We start from the raw sequence: 16,759 nt of genomic DNA, 5'->3' as shown, positions 1-16,759 counted from the left end.
AATTTGAAAGCATTGATCGTTGACGATGCGAAATTTTTAAGGGAAACATTAAAGGACATTTTGAAAAAGCATAGTATTGAGGTTGTTGCAGAAGGGGAAAACGGCATCGAAGCGGTACAATTATACAAACAATTACAACCAGATGTATTAATCACAGATATCACAATGCCGAAAATGAACGGCATTGAGGCTATTACAAAAATTAAACAGGAATTTCCTGATGCGAAAATCATTATATGTTCGGCAATGGGACAGCAAAAAATGGTTATCGAAGCGATAGAAGCAGGAGCACTCGATTTTATTACAAAGCCTTTTGATGAAGATCGTGTGATGGAAGCCATCAAAAGAGTTATGAATTAGCCTTTTCATTTTGCTTTTTTTTCTATAATATTATTAAAGAAAGAAGCTGAAAATAAAAGGATGGTTCTGCATGGTCATTTGGTCTTCTATTACGGCTGTATTAATGGGCATTGTCGTAATTATGATCAGAACAAAGGCTGCTAAAAAGCCGGCGACAGCGAAAAAAATTATTTTGCCTCCGATCTTTATGAGCACTGGAGCCCTTATGTATTTATTTCCGCAATTCCGCATAACGCCGATGGAAATTTTAGAGGCGTTGACAGTCGGGCTGATTTTTTCGATTTTTTTAATAAAAACCTCTACTTTTGAAGTTCGGGGAGAAGAAATCTATTTAAAAAGGTCAAAAGCTTTTGTTTACATTTTGATTGGTCTGTTAGTTGTACGAATTCTGCTAAAATCTTATTTAAGCGCGTCTATCGATGTTGGCGAATTAAGCGGTATGTTCTGGCTGCTGGCTTTTGGAATGATTGTGCCTTGGAGAATTGCGATGTTCATTTCGTATAAAAAACTGAAAAATCAACTGAACGGAACGTAAAAAATACATATAGCTGCCGGCTGTTTAAAGCAGGTTACCGTTTATTCTATATAAATAAGCCTTTCGGGACAAATCCCCGAAAGGCTTATGTTTTTGTTTAAAAGAGTGCTTCATATTTGGAATAGTCGATATTTTTTTCTTTTAGTCTTTTAATTAAAAATTTATGGTCCCGTTTTGGAGTTGCGATAATATAGCCTCGAATGACTAAATCTTGCGTAATAGATGGAGCTTTTTCTTCTAATGCCAGTTGACCGATTTTTGCTGCGATTTTTTGTCTGGCAACATCGCGGAAAAGCTCTGGAACCGGTGCAACCAATTCTTCTAACAACGCCTTTTGTTCCTCTGACCATAAATGCCGAGTCTGTTGAATATAATACTCTTCCCAATCAAGTTCAGATTTTCCGTCTTCTTTCGGCAGCCGTTTCAAAAATTTGCGAAACATGAAGAAGCCGCCAATCGATAACATAGTTATAAGAAACACAACCCATATGAGAATAAACCATAAAAACCAGCCTTCAAGCATGAAATCACCCCCATCGCCTTAACATTTCCATTAATTCGTGCACTTCGGCGAAGTTGATGAAAACCGTTAAGGATTAATCGACTCATATGCATCTATCAATTCTTTTACAGCACGTCTCACAGCTTCTAATTTCTTTTTATGACGGCCGACAGAAAAGCAGTCATTAATTTCCGCGAAAACTTGGTATTCAACTGCATCACGGTAAATACTGATTTTAATATCGCCTGATTTGGAAGGATAAATTAACATTTCATATAAACGCCCGTTCATGACAGCCTCCAGACTTAAAAATTTTATATTATCAATATCTGTCATTTGCTGAAAAAAAGCTTCCATTTTCACCTTACTATATTTTATGATAGATTCCACTTTCATTTCAATCATTTGTCATCAACTTTTTATTATTAACAAAAACATTGTTCTAAATGAAAAATAGATATAACTTAAAAATTCGTCGTTAAAGAAAAACCATAAACGAAGGATTTCCGCAAGACATAATATGTAGAAAAGACGTGTATAAATTCAAAACTGCGGCTGTCCAGAAAGTCAAATTCTCATTGAAAACATAAACATCATTTCAACATTTCTATAAGATGAAAGGGGACGTCTATAAGCTGAAGAAAGACTTATGATATGCTTAAAAGCCATAGTATGACAAGAGTTGGACGTTGCATTGATAACGGCCCAATGGAATCTTTTTGGGGAACCTTATAATGTGAAAGAGGGATATGAAACGTTTGAAGCGTTACAACAGACCATTAAGGAATATTCAGTTTTATAATAACGAACGTTATCAAAAAAATTAAACGGCTTAAGCCCATTAGAATGTAGAGCTCAAGCCGCTTAAAGCATTTTTATTATTTCCGCTGTCTACTTGGGGACATTTCAATTAAACATCCCCATTTTTTTATAAATCATGCTCCGAGTTATGTTTTTGGCGGCTATGATTTCGATTTTTTATTTTTTTCGATCCAGATAACGGCTCTGGCTGTCCCTTCCGATTTTGAACGTTTTGTTTTTGATCATTTTGTACTTGATCTTTTGCCATATACATCGCTCCTTAATATTTAATAGTAAAGAATAGCATTGTTATCTTTCGTCGTTTAGTTTGAATGATTTTGAAATCATTCATTCATTTTAGAATAAATTGATTTCTTGAAAAAAACACTATAGAAGATAAAAAAACGAAAGGAGTGCTATATTTGCCGTACCATAAAAATAAAAAACAAGCATTTGATGCAGTGCAACAAGGAATGGTGGAAGTTCATAAAGTACATGTCAATCTAACGAAAAACAGTTCTGATTATGGACATCAGCTAAAGCATCTTCGCCAGGAAATTAATGAGGCGTATGAACAAATTCAAAATGCATTGGAAGTTGCATCGGAAACGCAGAGAAAGCATTTAGAACAGTACAAGCGCGATTTAGATCGAATTGTGCAGGAAGTGAATTTGGATGACATTTGAAAGCGGCGGAGGTTCCGTCGTTTTTCACTATTTTTTCTCTTATATGAACGTTTTCATTAGCAAGAAAAATTATACTGAATATATTAAATTTTTTAGTGAAATAAGCATTTCTTATAATAATTGATAACATCATTGATATTTACTTATCATAAAAAGTATATTAAGATTTAAATGTGTGATGTTTAAAGTGGGGAGATATTCGGCATTTTTGTCGAAATTACGTTTAAAGGGGGATAAAATGACATGTCACAGCAACAGTTAGAGAAAAATGACGTTTTCCGTGCAAGAAAAAGCTTTTCAATTAACGGAAAAACGTACAACTACTATTCATTAAAAGCGCTAGAAGATGCAGGAATTGGTCAAGTTTCCCGTTTGCCTTATTCAATCAAAGTTCTTTTGGAATCAGTCCTGCGCCAAGTGGATGGACGAGTTATTACAAAAGAACATGTTGAAAACCTTGCGAAATGGGGAACAGATGAAATTAAAAATTTGGATGTTCCATTTAAACCATCTCGTGTCATTTTGCAAGACTTCACCGGCGTTCCTGCTGTCGTTGATTTAGCTTCATTAAGAAAAGCGATGGCTGACATGGGCGGAGATCCACAAAAAATCAATCCGGAAAAGCCTGTTGATCTTGTTATCGACCATTCTGTTCAAGTGGATCGTGCCGGAACAGATGATGCGCTGCAATATAACATGAATCTTGAATTCGAACGAAATGCTGAAAGATATAAATTTTTAAATTGGGCTCAAAAAGCATTTGACAACTACCGTGCTGTTCCGCCAGCAACAGGTATTGTCCACCAAGTAAACTTGGAATATTTAGCAAGCGTTGTCCATGCGGTTGAAGGTGAAAATGGAGAATACGAAACATATCCTGATACGTTAGTTGGAACAGACTCCCATACAACCATGATTAACGGACTCGGTGTTTTAGGTTGGGGTGTCGGCGGAATCGAAGCTGAAGCTGGAATGCTTGGACAGCCTTCCTATTTCCCTGTACCTGAAGTCATCGGAGTAAGACTTGTTGGCGAGCTGCCTAACGGAACAACAGCAACAGATTTAGCCCTTAAAGTAACTCAAGTACTGCGTCAAAAAGGCGTGGTAGGAAAATTTGTGGAGTTTTTCGGCCCTGGTGTTGCAAAGCTTCCGCTTGCTGACCGTGCTACTATTGCGAATATGGCGCCTGAATACGGAGCAACATGCGGATTTTTCCCTGTTGATAATGAATCGCTTGAATATTTGCGTTTAACTGGTCGCGATGAAGAGCATGTAAAAGTAGTGGAAACATATTGTAAAGAAAACGGTTTATTCTTCACGCCTGAAGCAGAGGATCCTATTTTTACGGATGTAGTTGAAATCGATCTTTCTCAAATTGAAGCAAATCTTTCCGGTCCGAAGCGTCCTCAAGATTTAATTCCTCTTTCAAAAATGAAAGAAGAATTTCATAGAGCTCTTACAGCTCCGCAAGGAAACCAAGGATTTGGCTTGCAGCCGGAAGAACTTAATAAGGAAGTAACGGTTGAATTTGCGAATGGTGAAAAAACAACAATGAAAACGGGTGCAGTCGTTATTGCGGCGATTACAAGCTGTACGAATACGTCAAACCCATATGTTTTAGTAGGCGCTGGTCTCGTTGCAAAAAAAGCTGTTGAAAAAGGATTGACTGTTCCGAAATATGTAAAAACATCATTGGCACCTGGTTCAAAAGTTGTAACCGGTTATCTTCAAAATTCTGGCTTAATGCCTTATCTTGAAAAATTAGGGTTTAACCTCGTCGGTTACGGATGTACAACTTGTATCGGGAACTCTGGACCGCTTGCAGATGAAATTGAAAAAGCGATCGCTGAAAATGATTTGCTCGTCACATCTGTTCTTTCCGGAAACCGGAACTTTGAAGGCCGTATTCATCCGCTCGTGAAAGGTAACTATTTAGCTTCACCGCCTCTAGTTGTTGCTTATGCATTAGCAGGGACTGTTGACATTGATTTACTGAATGATCCAATCGGAAAGGATCAAAACGGAAGCGATGTTTACTTTAAAGATATTTGGCCTTCAATGGAAGAAATTAATGAAGTTGTGAAACAAACTGTTACACCAGAATTATTCCGTAAAGAATATGAACGTGTATTTGATGATAACGAACGCTGGAATGCCATTGAAACAACAGATGAGCCATTATATCAATGGGACGAAGAGTCTACTTATATCCAAAATCCGCCATTCTTTGAAGGATTGTCTCCTGAGCCTGGTAAAGTAGAACCGTTGAAAGGGCTTCGCGTTGTTGGAAAATTCGGTGATTCTGTCACAACAGACCACATTTCTCCAGCAGGTGCGATTGGCAAAGATACTCCTGCAGGCCAATACTTGCTGTCTAAAGGTGTATCGCCAAGAGATTTCAACTCTTACGGTTCAAGACGCGGAAACCACGAAGTAATGATGAGAGGTACGTTTGCAAACATCCGCATTCGCAACCAAATTGCACCGGGAACTGAAGGCGGATATACAACGTACTGGCCGACAGGCGAAGTAATGTCTATTTATGACGCTTGCATGAAATATAAACAGGACGGAACAGGACTTGTTGTACTGGCAGGAAAAGATTACGGAATGGGAAGCTCTCGCGACTGGGCTGCTAAAGGAACGAACTTATTGGGAATCAAAACGGTCATCGCTGAAAGCTTCGAACGTATTCACCGTTCTAATCTTGTTCTTATGGGTGTTCTTCCGCTTCAGTTTAAAGAAGGCGAAAATGCGGAAACACTTGGTTTAACCGGTAAAGAAGTATTGGATGTTCACATTGATGAATCGGTAAAACCGCGCGATTACATCAAAGTAACGGCAACTGATGAGAACGGAAACAAAAAAGAGTTTGAAGTATTAGTTCGCTTTGACAGTGAAGTTGAAATTGATTACTACCGACATGGCGGAATTTTACAAATGGTATTAAGAGAAAGATTAAAAGGATAATAATTGAAAAAAAGCGGGAACTGTTCATAGTTCCCGTTATTTTTTGGCTAAAATTAGACAATTGATATGAAATACTGTTTTTTTCACAAAAATAATATATGATGAAATTGGGCATCATTTCGAAATGCTATCGTATTGAATCAGAGGTGTTATGGTTTATGAAACAAAAGCTTGCTGTTTTTTTATTAATCGTATTAGCAGCGATTGCAGTATGGCAATGGATCAATTCCCAGAAGGAAACAGTCGGTTTAGAAATAGGAAACAAAGCTCCGAATTTTGAAGTGACGACTTTGGATGGAGAAAAGAAATCGCTTTCCGATTTTTATGGAAAAAAAGTACTTTTAAACTTTTGGGCCACTTGGTGTCCACCATGTAAAAAAGAAATGCCGATCATGCAACAAATATATGAAAAGCATCAAGATGAAGTAACGATTGTCGCGGTTAACTTTACTGCCAGTGAGAAAAGTGCAAAAGATGTTGAAAATTTTGTTCAACAGGCTGGATTTACGTTTCCGATATTACTTGATCCAAAAAATAAAATGAACAGTGGATATAAAATTCTTACATATCCGACGTCATTTTTTCTTGATGAAAATGGAGTCATACAAGATAAAGTAGTGGGAGAATTAAATGAAAAAACGATAAAAGAAAAACTAAACCTGAAATAAAAAGACGCTGATTTCCTTTCGGGAATCAAAAAGAATCGGCTGACTTTGCCGATTTTTTCTTTTTGCAAAAGAAGAGTTTTTTTGAAACGTATGAAATTTTGCATTATTGGTTATATTGTCATTAAACATTCAAATTTTCAACGGGAAAGTGTCGGAATATTTTGTACAATAAAAGTAACAGAGAAAAGAAGTGAGGGATAAAAAATGAAAAAAACGAAAATTTCGTTTAAACAGCTTGTGTTGGAAAATAAGCAAAACTTGCTAAAAGACCGTGAAGCATTGAATGAAATTGAAGAAAGACTTGAAAAAAGGCTGGAAAAACGGCAATTGGAGAAATCGAGCTGATAGCAAACAGTCGTGTTTGACAGCATGTTTTCTGCTTTATTGGTAAACAATAAAAGCAGGAGGCGATTATTTGATGACAAATTCAAATGATATCCAGTCTCATTTTAATCCGAATCATATCGGAACAAAACCGAGAGGATTCGGTGGAAACAAAGGGAAAAAAATGCAAAATAAGACGAATGAGCATCCTCAAGTGATTCAGACAAAAGGCGAGTAGGACATATGTCCACCGCCTTTTAATTTACATAATATAATTATGGTTCCATCATTTTTCTCCTTTTCATTGAGGAAACAGGTTCGTTTCATAATTTAACATCAAATGCACAAACTATATTTGAAATGGCGATAAAACAATTTTTCCCAGAAAGGAGAATATTTGATGCAAAATCGAACAAATCGTGATGACCGTTCCGACAATGTTGAAAAATTGCAGGAAATGGTACAAAATACGATTGAAAACATCGAAAGAGCAGAAGAAACATTAGAGTTTGCCAACGACAGAGAGCGTGAACAGATTGAGGCAAAAAATCGCCGCAGAGAAGAAAGCATTGAGGCGATGCGACAAGAAATTAAAGATGAAGCCCGTGAACGAAACTCCTAGCTTTCAATTTAGGTTGATAATTCCATTTTAGTTTTCGATTGCAAATAGAAATGTTATAATAAAATTGTTCATTGAAAATTTTTGCCTTCTAAATTCATTTGATGAACGGCCAACAATGGGACAAACTTTGTTGGACCGGCTTGAATAAAAAACAGACTCCGCAAAAAAATTTAAGTAAGAAAGTTGAAAAGGCCTAAAATAGAAAGCCTGTATCACAGACGCTGATGCAGGCTTTTTCGATCGATTTCATTTTTTGCAAGGGAGAGAAGCTTATGTTTGTTTCATCAAAAGAAATAGAAGTTCGTTATGCGGAAACCGATCAAATGGGTGTCGTGTACCATGCCAATTATATTATATGGATGGAAGTTGGACGGACGAAGCTGATCCAAGATCTTGGCTTTTCGTATGCAGCGATGGAGAAAGACGGAATAATTTCCCCTGTCGTGGATATTCAAATCGAATATAAAAAACCGATTACATACGGTGAAAAGGCAATAATACATACGTGGATTGAGAAATATAACGGAATTAAAACAGTATATGGATACGAAATTTTCAATTCTCATGGCGAATTGGCAGCAAAAGGTTTTTCCAGCCATGTTTGCGTAAAAAAAGAAACGTTTCGCCCAGTTGTATTTAAGAAATTATATCCTGAATGGCACGAAGCATATGTAAAAGCGATGAAAGAGGAGAGATAAAGATTGGCCTTTGGAATCAAGAAAGAGGAGCTTGCTGAGTGGAAGAAAAAAGTGCGGAAAGGGGAAATCGCCTTTTTAACGCATTATTGGTATGATGAACGGTTTCCGGATTATCATTCTGTAACAAAGGTTGGATGCAGCAATATAAAGCATTTAATAGAATGGGGAAATGAAAACGGTTTGAAAATGGAGTGGATTCATCATCATAAAGATTTTCCGCATTTTGACCTGCTGGGGGAAAAACAAGTAGAAATCCTGCAAAAATATCAGCTAACCGATCATTTAAGAAGATTTAAATTGCTGAAAAAATAAAAGATTTGACGGGCATTTTGTGGAAGTCAGATTTGAGTAAAAAATGATGAGATGAAACAAGAAACCCAATCGGCAAATTAAATTTGCGGTTGGGTTTCTTTACTGACTATAGCATGCTTCGTCTACTAGAACAGCTCTTTGACAAAGACTTGTTTTTCGACCTATAGCATACTTTCAATCGATTTGCTAATTTATAAGACGAACAACAGGTTCATGAATTTTTTCATCCAATTGAATGGTCACGTCATGATTGTCGAAATACCATAAATCATCATGTTCAACATAAAATGTGACCCCTAGTTTTTCGGCTTTTATTCCGATTTGATTTGGTGCTTCTTTTGCAATTCCAAGGGAAAATCCGCTTTGCACATGACCGCATCCGCCATATCGGACAAAGAAGCGGACTGCATCTCCCTCGTTTAACTCCAATTCTTCCTTGTACCATTTTGCTGCATCATCGGTAATATTCAGTTTCATTTTTGTCACTCCTAATATCAGCTTCCTGTTTACATTATATTACATGAAAAGCTTTCTTTCCATGAATAAACTCTACTGGATAGAGTTCGTCACTTCTTTCGTTTCCAACCATTGATGCATATGCTTCATCACTTTTTCATAGGCGTTTTTGTCGATGCGGTCCAGCAATTCAACATAGTAATGATGATTTTTATTTTTGGTAACGTAGGTAGGGAGTAAACGCGGATTTTTCAAAGTCAGTGTCGTACCGTTAGCATCAGTCCGCTTAATTACATCAATCGAAAAAATCCCTCCGATGTCTTTTCCATCTCCCTTTTGGCCAGACAAGAAGTTGCCTAACGAATACACAACGATACTCTTGTTTCCATTTTTTCCTTCCAGCCATTCGATCGGCTGCAATACATGAGGATGGTGACCGATGATAATGTCTGCACCATGATCGACTAGCAGCTGCGCCCACTGTTTTTGAGCGTCGCTTGGAAAGGATTGATATTCTTCTCCCCAGTGCATGTTAACAATAGTTACATCAACTTGTCCATTTAGTGTGTCTAAATCCCTTTTCATTTTTTCTTCATCAATAAGGTTTACTAAATAGGGTTTATTTTTCGGAACTGGAATACCGTTTGTCCCATATGTATACGAAAGAAAGCCGATTTTCACCCCGTTGACCTGTTGAATTCTCCATGTATTGGCGTCCGCTTCGTTTTTAAAGCTCCCTACATACGGTAGCCCGATTTGTTCATAATGCTGAATCGCATTTAAAATACCTTTTTCTCCTTTATCTAAACTATGATTGTTTGCCGTTGAGACGATATCAATGCCAGCATCTTTTAGCGCATCTGCCACTTCGAATGGGCTATTAAACAACGGATAACTGGAGATTCCAAGTTCTGTTCCCCCAATGATCGATTCTTGGTTGGCGATGGCTAAGTCGCTTTTTGAGAGCAAAGGTTTTACTGTTGCAAACATTGGCTTAAAATTGTATGATTCGCTCCCGGTCCTCGCATCTTTAAAAAGCTGGCTATGTATGAGAACATCACCTATTGCAGAAACAGTGACGAGCGATTCGGTCGGCTCCACTTTTTTGGGAGCAGCTTGTATAGATTGTGGCGAATCATCCACATTTTCTTTTTTGACCGTGTTTTGCTCATTTGCCTGACCTTTGCTGTCGCATCCTGAAAAAAGCATCAAACAAATAATTGCGAATATTAAGAAAACCTTTCTCATAAAACCCTCCTTAAATACTGTTTTTATTATCATAAACGTTTTGTCGGAAAAAATAAACTATTGTCTAATTTTGTTTTTATGTTAGATTTTCTAACATACTTTTTCGAAAAATTATGGAAAATGAATTGACATTAAAATAAAACAGGTGTAAAAATAGAGATATACTTCTTATGTTATTTTTTATAACATGATTAAGAAGAAATAATTACATGGGAGGTTGTGCTATGGACTCATTAACGTTAATGAACAGTTTATGGGTGATGCTGGGAGCTATTTTGGTCATCTTTATGCAAGCAGGATTTATATTGCTCGAAGCGGGTTCTACACGAATGAAAAATGCCGGACATATTGCCGGAAAAACTGTTTTTACATTCGGAATTGCCTCCATTGTTTTCTGGGCAGTCGGCTATGGATTTATTTTTGGGAAGAACGGCAACTTTTTTGTAGGAATGTCTGACTTTTTTTATTCAGGATATGAAATAGATGGATTATCTCTTTCAACATCCGTCTTTTTTGTATTCCAGTTAGCCTTTGCCGGAGTTTCTCTAGCCATTGCCTTTGCTGGATTTGCGGAACGGGCGAAACTTTCAGTTTATTTAATTTTTTCTGTATTGTTTACCGCACTTGTTTATCCAGTTGTTGCTCATTGGATTTGGGGCGGAGGATGGCTGTCAGAACATGGAAAACAAGATTTTGCAGGTTCTACCGTTGTTCATTTGACAGGTGCAATGGCAGCTTTGGCTGCAACGATCTTGTTGAAACCTCGGATCGGTAAATATAACAAAGATGGTTCTGTTAATAATATTTATGGACATAACCAAGTTTATACAGCTCTAGGCGTACTTATTTTATGGGTTGGTTGGTTCGGTTTCAATGCAGGAAGCACGATTACAGTTGAGGATGGATTTTTTGGATTTGTTGCTTTGAACACGAATTTAGCTGCCGGAGCAGGAGCCGTAAGCGCCTTGATCATTTCATGGATCGCTGGCGGAAAAGCTGATATACCGACAATGTTAAACGGAGCGCTTGCAGGATTGGTCGCCATTACCGCATCTTGTGCATTTGTCGACACATGGGCTGCTGTCGTAATCGGGCTAATAGCTGGAATTCTCGTATATTTTAGTATGAAGTTTTTTGATAAAGTTAAAATTGATGATCCGATTTATTGTTTGTCTGTTCACGGAGTAGCTGGTGTTTGGGGCACTTTATCAACTGGATTTTTTGCAACCCCTGAATTAGCAACTATTGGTAACCCTGGATTGTTTTACGGCGGAGGCCTTACTCAGCTCGGCATTCAAGCATTGGGAGTGTTTACTTCAGGTTTATACGCCTTTGTTGTTTCATTCGTCATCTTAGCTGTGATGAAAAAATTGCTCAATGGCTTGCGGGTGACAGAAGAAGAAGAAATGATCGGTTTGGACTTAAGCGAGCACGGAGTTTATGGGTATCCGGAAGCATTTGAATCCAATGAACAAAAGCTTGGAAGCTAACCGCAAGAGCGTATGGATGATGTATCATCTGTACGCTTATTTATAAAAAAGGGGATTTTTATACACATGGGGAATCCTTACAAACAATTGAAGGAATGGCGCAACAGTCATTTGCAAAAAGCGAAAACAGTGACGGAATTAAACAGTATACACGATCAGGTTATGAAACAATCCTTCCATCTTTCTTTCGAGATTGTAAAAAAGAAATACGGCCCTGCGCCTTGTGAATTTACTTGGTTTTTAGTCGGAAGCGGCGGAAGAGGCGAGCAGGCGAAAATAAGCGATCAAGACCACGGACTCATTTTTCATTCCAATGAGAAAGAAGCTCTCGACTACTTTTTGCTGCTTGGAAAAGAAGTTTCATTCGGCTTGAACGTCATCGGTTATCCTTACTGCGAAGGAAATGTCATGTGTTCAACTTCTTTATGGTGCCGATCGGAACAAAGCTGGAGCAAGCAGATCAATAAATGGCTGCAGGATGAAACATTTGATTCTATCCGCTATTTATTAATCTTTTTTGATGCGCGTATGATCATCGGACAATCCGAATCGATTCATCGACTGAAAAACCAAATTTTCCAATATATTCAATATAATCCTGATTTTCTCGGTCGATTGTTAAACAACACAATGCATGTCAAAAAAGGGGTGGGTATTTTTCATCAGCTGCTTCCTGAAACATACGGCCCTCATTCAGGCGCTATTGATTTAAAACAGGCCGGGTTATTGCCTTACATTAATTCTGTCCGCTTATTGGCGATCAAAGAACGATTGTTGGATACGTCTACGCTGTCGAGGTTTCAGCTTCTGATGAAGCAGGAGTATTTTCGTCATGTATTATCTCCATATCACACATATTTTCAAGAATTAGTAACGATTCATTTTAAAAATTCATTAAAAGCGAACACATATGATGAAGTTCATTACCTCTCTTTAAAGGATTTATCAAAAGAAGAAAAAGGAAGGCTAAAAAAAATCATTTTAGGCGGAAAAAAATTGATGAATGAAACGAAATCCATCATTGAAAAGGGCGTTAATCCATGAAACTTCCATCTTTTTTTCACTTGATGAAGCAATTTCAGGGGAAAATGCAATCTTCAGCATTTACAGGTCTTGAAACAAATCTTCAGCATGCAGCGTTTTTGCGGAAAATGGAACAAGACTTAAAGCGGGAGGAAAGCTTGTCAACTCCTCTTAAGGAGCTGGACGTTGTTGTGCTTGATTTGGAAACAACAGGTTTTTTTCCGGAAAAAGGGGATCAAATTCTTTCGATTGGAGCAGTTAAAGTTCACGGCATGCAGATTGAAGAAAAGCATACATTTTACTCTTTTGTTCAGTATGAAGGGGAAATTCCCGTTGATGTAAAAAAATTGACAGGAATTGTTGAAGAAGACGTAAGAGCTGCTCCCCCTATATCGGAAGTATTGATTCGTTTTTATCAATTTGCAGAAAATCGGACGCTTGTCGCCCATCATGCCAATCATGAAAAAAATTTTCTTACAGAAGCTAATAAGGAGCATTTCCGCATTCCATTTAAACATCGGATTGTGGATACAGCCATGCTGTTCCAGCTCGTTCAGCGAGAACAAATTGCCGTAAGTTTAGATGAATGCTGCCGGTTTTTTTCCATCCCGGTCCAAAAGCGTCATCACGCCTTAGAAGATGCAAAAATGACAGCCGCGATCTGGTGTGAATATGTAAAAATGTTTGTTGAATCAGGCTATAAAACGTTGATGGATGTGTTTATCAAACTATCACAATTAAAACAAGGAGCGAGAAGATGAGTTCCCGCTCCTTTCTATTTTACAGCCATTTCACTTTTGGCTCTGTTTTATTTAAGATCCTTTTAATATTGGCTCTGTGCCGATAGAAAACAAAGGTTGCGAGGATCGCGACAATGATCATTAAAGCCGCATCACCGGTAAAAATAGTATAAACTAACGTATACAGTGCTGTAACCATAGAGGATAAAGAAACATATTTTGATACATATAAAACAAGAAAAAATACAGCAAGCATGGATAAAAAGAGTAATGGGCTATAAAAAAGCAGCACCCCTCCGCTTGTCGCCACGGCTTTTCCGCCCCGAAAGCCTGCGAAAATTGGATACATATGTCCTACAGCAGCCACCATTCCTGCAATGAGCGTCCATGCTTGGTGTAGGTCACCACTAAGCAATACGGGGAGGCTTGCTGCGAGAGTTCCTTTTAAAATGTCTGCAACCGTAACAAACAGCCCGGCTTTTTTTCCAAGCACTCGAAAAGTGTTGGTTGCACCTAAATTTCCGCTTCCATGTTCGCGAATATCAATGCCGTATCCAATTTTGCCAACGATAAGTCCAAAGGGGATGGAACCAATTAAATAAGCTAAGATAAGGACTAAGATTAATAGAAAAGACATAATGAAACTCCTTTATATTCATGATTCTATTATTATTGTACACAATTGATTCAATCAGGACTATATTTTGTTGATAAAAGCCGTTTTAAAACTTTGGTGTTCGACGCTTTTACAGTTATAATAAAAGAAACATTGGAAGGAGTGAACAAATTTTCATGCAAAATCCAAGTCTGGACGAAATCCGTGATATTTTAAAAAAAAGCAAACGAATCGCTGTTGTCGGCTTGTCAAACAATCCTGAAAGAGAATCTTACCAAGTTTCACAAGCGATGCAAAATGCGGGGTATGAGATTATTCCTGTCAATCCGATGATCGATGAAGCCTTGGGTGTCAAAGCGGTCTCATCCTTAAAAGAAATTGAAGGCCATGTGGATATTGTAAACGTTTTTAGACGTTCCGAGCATTTATTAGATGTTGCGAAAGAATTTTTAGAAATTGATGCCGATGTTTTTTGGGCTCAATTAGGCTGCGTTAACGAGGAAGCATATCAATTATTAAAAGAAAAAGGTTATCCCGTTATCATGGATATGTGTATAAAAGTAGCGTATGCGTTAACAAAATAACAAATGTTTCCCCCATCATCTTGATGGGTTCTTTTTTTGAAGAAAGGTTTGAAACATACAACATTTGAGTAATACAATAATATACGTTGCCGTGTAAGATTGCCAAACGCAGGGAAACCATGTAAAATACAGTTTACAAACATCTGTTCTTGTTTTTTGAAAGGAGTTATTTGTTTGTGGGAAAAGCAAAGATAATGGAATACAATGACGATGCGATTCAAGTATTGGAAGGATTGGAAGCAGTAAGGAAACGGCCGGGGATGTATATCGGCAGCACGGATGCTAGAGGATTGCATCATCTTGTATATGAAATTGTTGACAATTCTGTAGATGAAGCATTAGCAGGCTTCGGAGACCATATCATTGTCAAAATACATAAAGATGAAAGCATTTCTGTTGCTGATAAAGGAAGAGGAATGCCGACTGGCATGCATAAGCTTGGTAAGCCGACTCCGGAAGTAATTTTAACCGTGCTTCATGCAGGAGGAAAATTCGGGCAAGGCGGTTACAAAACAAGCGGCGGCTTGCACGGAGTAGGCGCTTCAGTCGTCAATGCTTTATCTGAGTGGCTTGAAGTGACGATTAAACGGGACGGATTTATTTACAAGCAAAGGTTCGAAAAGGGCGGGAAACCCGTTACGACATTAGAAAAGATAGGAGAAACAAAAGAAACCGGTACGACAGTCCATTTTAAACCAGATCCTCTCATCTTCAGCACTACGACTTTTCAATTTGACATATTGAGTGAACGATTGCGGGAGTCTGCATTCCTCCTAAAAGGATTAACAATTGATTTGATTGATGAACGGAACAATGTTCAAGAATCTTATTGTTATGAAAATGGGATCGAATCATTTGTCGCATATTTAAATGAAGGAAAAGAAACTCTTCATCCTGTTGTCTTTTTCGAAGGTGAGCAGCAAGGAATTGAAGTCGAATTTTCTTTCCAATTTAATGACGGCTACAGCGAAAACATTTTGTCGTTTGTCAACCATGTGAGAACAAAAGACGGCGGCACACATGAAGCAGGCGCCAAAACTGCCATGACAAGAGTGTTTAATGAATACGCACGAAAGACCGGTTTATTAAAAGAGAAAGACAAAAACTTGGAAGGTACAGATATTCGTGAAGGGCTATCGGCAATTATCTCCGTCCGAATCCCTGAAGGACTTTTGCAGTTTGAAGGACAAACGAAAGGAAAACTCGGTACAACAGAGGCGAGATCTGCTGTTGACACAGTCATTTCGGAAAAATTATCTTATTTTTTAGAAGAGAATGCGGAGATCAGCACCCTCCTGATTAAAAAGGCGATAAAAGCGCAAGAAGCAAGAGAGGCGGCAAGAAAAGCGCGCGAAGAAGCAAGATCAGGAAAAAAACGAAAAAAATCTGAAATGTCTTTAAGCGGAAAGCTTACGCCTGCTCAATCACGGAATCCAAAGAAAAATGAATTGTTTCTTGTGGAGGGGGATTCTGCGGGAGGATCAGCGAAACAAGGTCGGGATAGAAGATTTCAGGCTGTTCTGCCTCTGCGCGGAAAAGTGATCAATACGGAGAAGGCGAAGCTGCAGGATATTTTTAAAAACGAAGAAATCAATACAATTATTCATGCAATCGGAGCTGGCGTCGGTGCTGATTTTAACATTGAAGATTGCAACTACGACAAAGTGATCATTATGACGGATGCTGATACGGATGGCGCCCACATCCAAGTGCTTTTATTGACTTTCTTCTATCGATATATGAAGCCGCTCATTCAGGCAGGGAAAGTCTATATTGCGCTTCCGCCTTTATATAAAGTAAGCAAAGGCAGCGGCAAATCCGAAGTCATCGAATACGCATGGAATGAGAAGGAGCTGTCCGCTGCCATTAAGAAGGTCGGCAAAGGCTACACAATCCAACGATACAAAGGGCTTGGAGAAATGAATGCGCCGCAGCTATGGGAGACGACGATGAATCCTGAAACACGCACTCTCATCCGCGTCCGGATTGATGATGCAGCAAGAGCGGAAAGAAGAGTGACAACCTTAATGGGTGACAAGGTTGAACCGCGTCGACAATGGATCGAAAAAAATGTGTCTTTTGGTATTGACGAAAATGACAACATGTTCGAAATTTAAAACAATG

Annotated in this window: 21 protein-coding genes; 15 read left to right on the top strand and 6 right to left on the bottom strand. The window is 38.2% G+C overall.

Annotated features, from left to right (window positions below):
* Positions 1–3 precede the first annotated feature (3 nt).
* The gene (locus NSU02_RS10665; RefSeq protein ID WP_063387698.1) at positions 4–360 is read left to right on the top strand and encodes a response regulator; all 357 of its coding nucleotides are present in this window, start codon (positions 4–6) and stop codon (positions 358–360) included.
* A 70-nt stretch (positions 361–430) separates the two neighbouring features.
* The gene (locus tag NSU02_RS10660; RefSeq protein ID WP_063387697.1) at positions 431–895 is read left to right on the top strand and encodes a CcdC protein domain-containing protein; all 465 of its coding nucleotides are present in this window, start codon (positions 431–433) and stop codon (positions 893–895) included.
* 97 nt (positions 896–992) lie between these two features.
* Here the strand turns inward: NSU02_RS10660 and NSU02_RS10655 are convergent, their stop codons facing one another.
* The 3 genes from NSU02_RS10655 to NSU02_RS10645 all read right to left on the bottom strand — a co-directional run bounded on the left by NSU02_RS10655 (position 993) and on the right by NSU02_RS10645 (position 2,466).
* Positions 993–1,418, bottom strand: coding sequence for a DUF2621 domain-containing protein (locus NSU02_RS10655; protein WP_063387696.1), 426 nt, complete (start codon positions 1,416–1,418; stop codon positions 993–995).
* A 66-nt stretch (positions 1,419–1,484) separates the two neighbouring features.
* Positions 1,485–1,802 (bottom strand): hypothetical protein, encoded by a 318-nt coding sequence (locus NSU02_RS10650; RefSeq protein ID WP_063387695.1) that lies wholly within the window; start codon positions 1,800–1,802, stop codon positions 1,485–1,487.
* Positions 1,803–2,325: 523 nt separating this feature from the next.
* Positions 2,326–2,466: a small acid-soluble spore protein P gene (locus NSU02_RS10645; protein WP_063387694.1), complete on the bottom strand. Its 141-nt coding sequence runs from the start codon at positions 2,464–2,466 to the stop codon at positions 2,326–2,328.
* Positions 2,467–2,620: 154 nt separating this feature from the next.
* Here NSU02_RS10645 and NSU02_RS10640 point away from each other — a divergent pair, with 154 nt between their 5' ends.
* From NSU02_RS10640 to NSU02_RS10605, 8 genes are all read left to right on the top strand, one after another.
* A complete protein-coding gene (locus tag NSU02_RS10640; RefSeq protein ID WP_339192856.1) occupies positions 2,621–2,884 on the top strand; it encodes a hypothetical protein in 264 nt (87 codons plus the stop codon).
* Positions 2,885–3,127: 243 nt separating this feature from the next.
* Entirely contained in the window at positions 3,128–5,854 is a 2,727-nt protein-coding gene (gene acnA / locus NSU02_RS10635; RefSeq protein ID WP_063387692.1) for an aconitate hydratase AcnA, read from the top strand.
* Between the two features lie 158 nt (positions 5,855–6,012).
* The gene (locus tag NSU02_RS10630) at positions 6,013–6,522 is read left to right on the top strand and encodes a redoxin domain-containing protein (RefSeq protein WP_339192855.1); all 510 of its coding nucleotides are present in this window, start codon (positions 6,013–6,015) and stop codon (positions 6,520–6,522) included.
* 204 nt (positions 6,523–6,726) lie between these two features.
* Entirely contained in the window at positions 6,727–6,867 is a 141-nt protein-coding gene (locus NSU02_RS10625) for an FbpB family small basic protein (protein WP_082829475.1), read from the top strand.
* A 73-nt stretch (positions 6,868–6,940) separates the two neighbouring features.
* Positions 6,941–7,084, top strand: coding sequence for an acid-soluble spore protein N (locus tag NSU02_RS10620; protein ID WP_063387690.1), 144 nt, complete (start codon positions 6,941–6,943; stop codon positions 7,082–7,084).
* A gap of 162 nt (positions 7,085–7,246) precedes the next feature.
* Positions 7,247–7,468 carry a small acid-soluble spore protein Tlp gene (tlp, locus tag NSU02_RS10615; protein ID WP_063387689.1) on the top strand — a complete coding sequence of 74 codons (222 nt, stop codon included), beginning with the start codon at positions 7,247–7,249 and terminating at the stop codon, positions 7,466–7,468.
* A 272-nt stretch (positions 7,469–7,740) separates the two neighbouring features.
* Complete coding sequence (locus NSU02_RS10610; RefSeq protein ID WP_063387688.1) at positions 7,741–8,166, top strand: thioesterase family protein; 426 nt, start codon at positions 7,741–7,743, stop codon at positions 8,164–8,166.
* Positions 8,167–8,169: 3 nt separating this feature from the next.
* A complete protein-coding gene (locus NSU02_RS10605) occupies positions 8,170–8,478 on the top strand; it encodes a hypothetical protein (protein WP_066248556.1) in 309 nt (102 codons plus the stop codon).
* A 186-nt stretch (positions 8,479–8,664) separates the two neighbouring features.
* Here NSU02_RS10605 and NSU02_RS10600 read toward each other — a convergent pair whose 3' ends face one another.
* On the bottom strand, positions 8,665–8,955 hold the full coding sequence (locus NSU02_RS10600) for a HesB/YadR/YfhF family protein (protein WP_063387686.1): 291 nt from the start codon (positions 8,953–8,955) through the stop codon (positions 8,665–8,667).
* A 72-nt stretch (positions 8,956–9,027) separates the two neighbouring features.
* Entirely contained in the window at positions 9,028–10,182 is a 1,155-nt protein-coding gene (locus NSU02_RS10595; protein ID WP_327848194.1) for a CapA family protein, read from the bottom strand.
* A 224-nt stretch (positions 10,183–10,406) separates the two neighbouring features.
* Between NSU02_RS10595 and NSU02_RS10590 the strand changes: the two genes are divergently transcribed.
* The 3 genes from NSU02_RS10590 to NSU02_RS10580 all read left to right on the top strand — a co-directional run bounded on the left by NSU02_RS10590 (position 10,407) and on the right by NSU02_RS10580 (position 13,456).
* Positions 10,407–11,672, top strand: coding sequence for an ammonium transporter (locus tag NSU02_RS10590; protein WP_311066129.1), 1,266 nt, complete (start codon positions 10,407–10,409; stop codon positions 11,670–11,672).
* A gap of 66 nt (positions 11,673–11,738) precedes the next feature.
* Positions 11,739–12,716: a DUF294 nucleotidyltransferase-like domain-containing protein gene (locus NSU02_RS10585; RefSeq protein ID WP_063387683.1), complete on the top strand. Its 978-nt coding sequence runs from the start codon at positions 11,739–11,741 to the stop codon at positions 12,714–12,716.
* Positions 12,713–13,456, top strand: coding sequence for an exonuclease domain-containing protein (locus tag NSU02_RS10580; protein WP_311066127.1), 744 nt, complete (start codon positions 12,713–12,715; stop codon positions 13,454–13,456). The genes NSU02_RS10585 and NSU02_RS10580 overlap by 4 nt, the downstream gene beginning before the upstream one ends.
* Positions 13,457–13,475: 19 nt before the next feature.
* On the opposite strand, the gene plsY is transcribed toward NSU02_RS10580, so the two are convergent.
* A complete protein-coding gene (plsY, locus tag NSU02_RS10575; RefSeq protein ID WP_311066126.1) occupies positions 13,476–14,072 on the bottom strand; it encodes a glycerol-3-phosphate 1-O-acyltransferase PlsY in 597 nt (198 codons plus the stop codon).
* A gap of 155 nt (positions 14,073–14,227) precedes the next feature.
* Here plsY and NSU02_RS10570 point away from each other — a divergent pair, with 155 nt between their 5' ends.
* Both NSU02_RS10570 and parE read left to right on the top strand, forming a co-directional pair.
* Complete coding sequence (locus tag NSU02_RS10570; RefSeq protein WP_339192854.1) at positions 14,228–14,635, top strand: CoA-binding protein; 408 nt, start codon at positions 14,228–14,230, stop codon at positions 14,633–14,635.
* Positions 14,636–14,829: 194 nt separating this feature from the next.
* A complete protein-coding gene (gene parE, locus NSU02_RS10565; RefSeq protein ID WP_094246508.1) occupies positions 14,830–16,752 on the top strand; it encodes a DNA topoisomerase IV subunit B in 1,923 nt (640 codons plus the stop codon).
* The last annotated feature ends 7 nt before the right edge of the window (positions 16,753–16,759 follow it).

Source organism: Aeribacillus sp. FSL W8-0870 (assembly GCF_037963755.1).
GTDB classification, from domain to species: domain Bacteria; phylum Bacillota; class Bacilli; order Bacillales; family Aeribacillaceae; genus Aeribacillus; species Aeribacillus composti.
The sequence above is the reverse complement of the archived record's forward strand: the minus strand, read 5'-3'. Positions and strand labels throughout refer to the sequence as shown.

Excerpts from the sequence above, each read along its gene's own strand:
- NSU02_RS10660 (WP_063387697.1), top strand. The coding sequence starts at position 431 with ATGGTCATTTGGTCTTCTATTACGGCTGTATTAATGGGCATTGTCGTA.
- NSU02_RS10655 (WP_063387696.1), bottom strand. The coding sequence starts at position 1,418 with ATGCTTGAAGGCTGGTTTTTATGGTTTATTCTCATATGGGTTGTGTTT.
- NSU02_RS10650 (WP_063387695.1), bottom strand. The coding sequence starts at position 1,802 with ATGATTGAAATGAAAGTGGAATCTATCATAAAATATAGTAAGGTGAAA.
- NSU02_RS10645 (WP_063387694.1), bottom strand. The coding sequence starts at position 2,466 with ATGGCAAAAGATCAAGTACAAAATGATCAAAAACAAAACGTTCAAAAT.
- acnA (WP_063387692.1), top strand. The coding sequence starts at position 3,128 with ATGTCACAGCAACAGTTAGAGAAAAATGACGTTTTCCGTGCAAGAAAA.
- NSU02_RS10630 (WP_339192855.1), top strand. The coding sequence starts at position 6,013 with ATGAAACAAAAGCTTGCTGTTTTTTTATTAATCGTATTAGCAGCGATT.
- NSU02_RS10625 (WP_082829475.1), top strand. The coding sequence starts at position 6,727 with ATGAAAAAAACGAAAATTTCGTTTAAACAGCTTGTGTTGGAAAATAAG.
- NSU02_RS10620 (WP_063387690.1), top strand. The coding sequence starts at position 6,941 with ATGACAAATTCAAATGATATCCAGTCTCATTTTAATCCGAATCATATC.
- tlp (WP_063387689.1), top strand. The coding sequence starts at position 7,247 with ATGCAAAATCGAACAAATCGTGATGACCGTTCCGACAATGTTGAAAAA.
- NSU02_RS10610 (WP_063387688.1), top strand. The coding sequence starts at position 7,741 with ATGTTTGTTTCATCAAAAGAAATAGAAGTTCGTTATGCGGAAACCGAT.
- NSU02_RS10600 (WP_063387686.1), bottom strand. The coding sequence starts at position 8,955 with ATGAAACTGAATATTACCGATGATGCAGCAAAATGGTACAAGGAAGAA.
- NSU02_RS10595 (WP_327848194.1), bottom strand. The coding sequence starts at position 10,182 with ATGAGAAAGGTTTTCTTAATATTCGCAATTATTTGTTTGATGCTTTTT.
- NSU02_RS10590 (WP_311066129.1), top strand. The coding sequence starts at position 10,407 with ATGGACTCATTAACGTTAATGAACAGTTTATGGGTGATGCTGGGAGCT.
- NSU02_RS10585 (WP_063387683.1), top strand. The coding sequence starts at position 11,739 with ATGGGGAATCCTTACAAACAATTGAAGGAATGGCGCAACAGTCATTTG.
- NSU02_RS10580 (WP_311066127.1), top strand. The coding sequence starts at position 12,713 with ATGAAACTTCCATCTTTTTTTCACTTGATGAAGCAATTTCAGGGGAAA.
- plsY (WP_311066126.1), bottom strand. The coding sequence starts at position 14,072 with ATGTCTTTTCTATTAATCTTAGTCCTTATCTTAGCTTATTTAATTGGT.
- NSU02_RS10570 (WP_339192854.1), top strand. The coding sequence starts at position 14,228 with ATGCAAAATCCAAGTCTGGACGAAATCCGTGATATTTTAAAAAAAAGC.
- parE (WP_094246508.1), top strand. The coding sequence starts at position 14,830 with ATGGAATACAATGACGATGCGATTCAAGTATTGGAAGGATTGGAAGCA.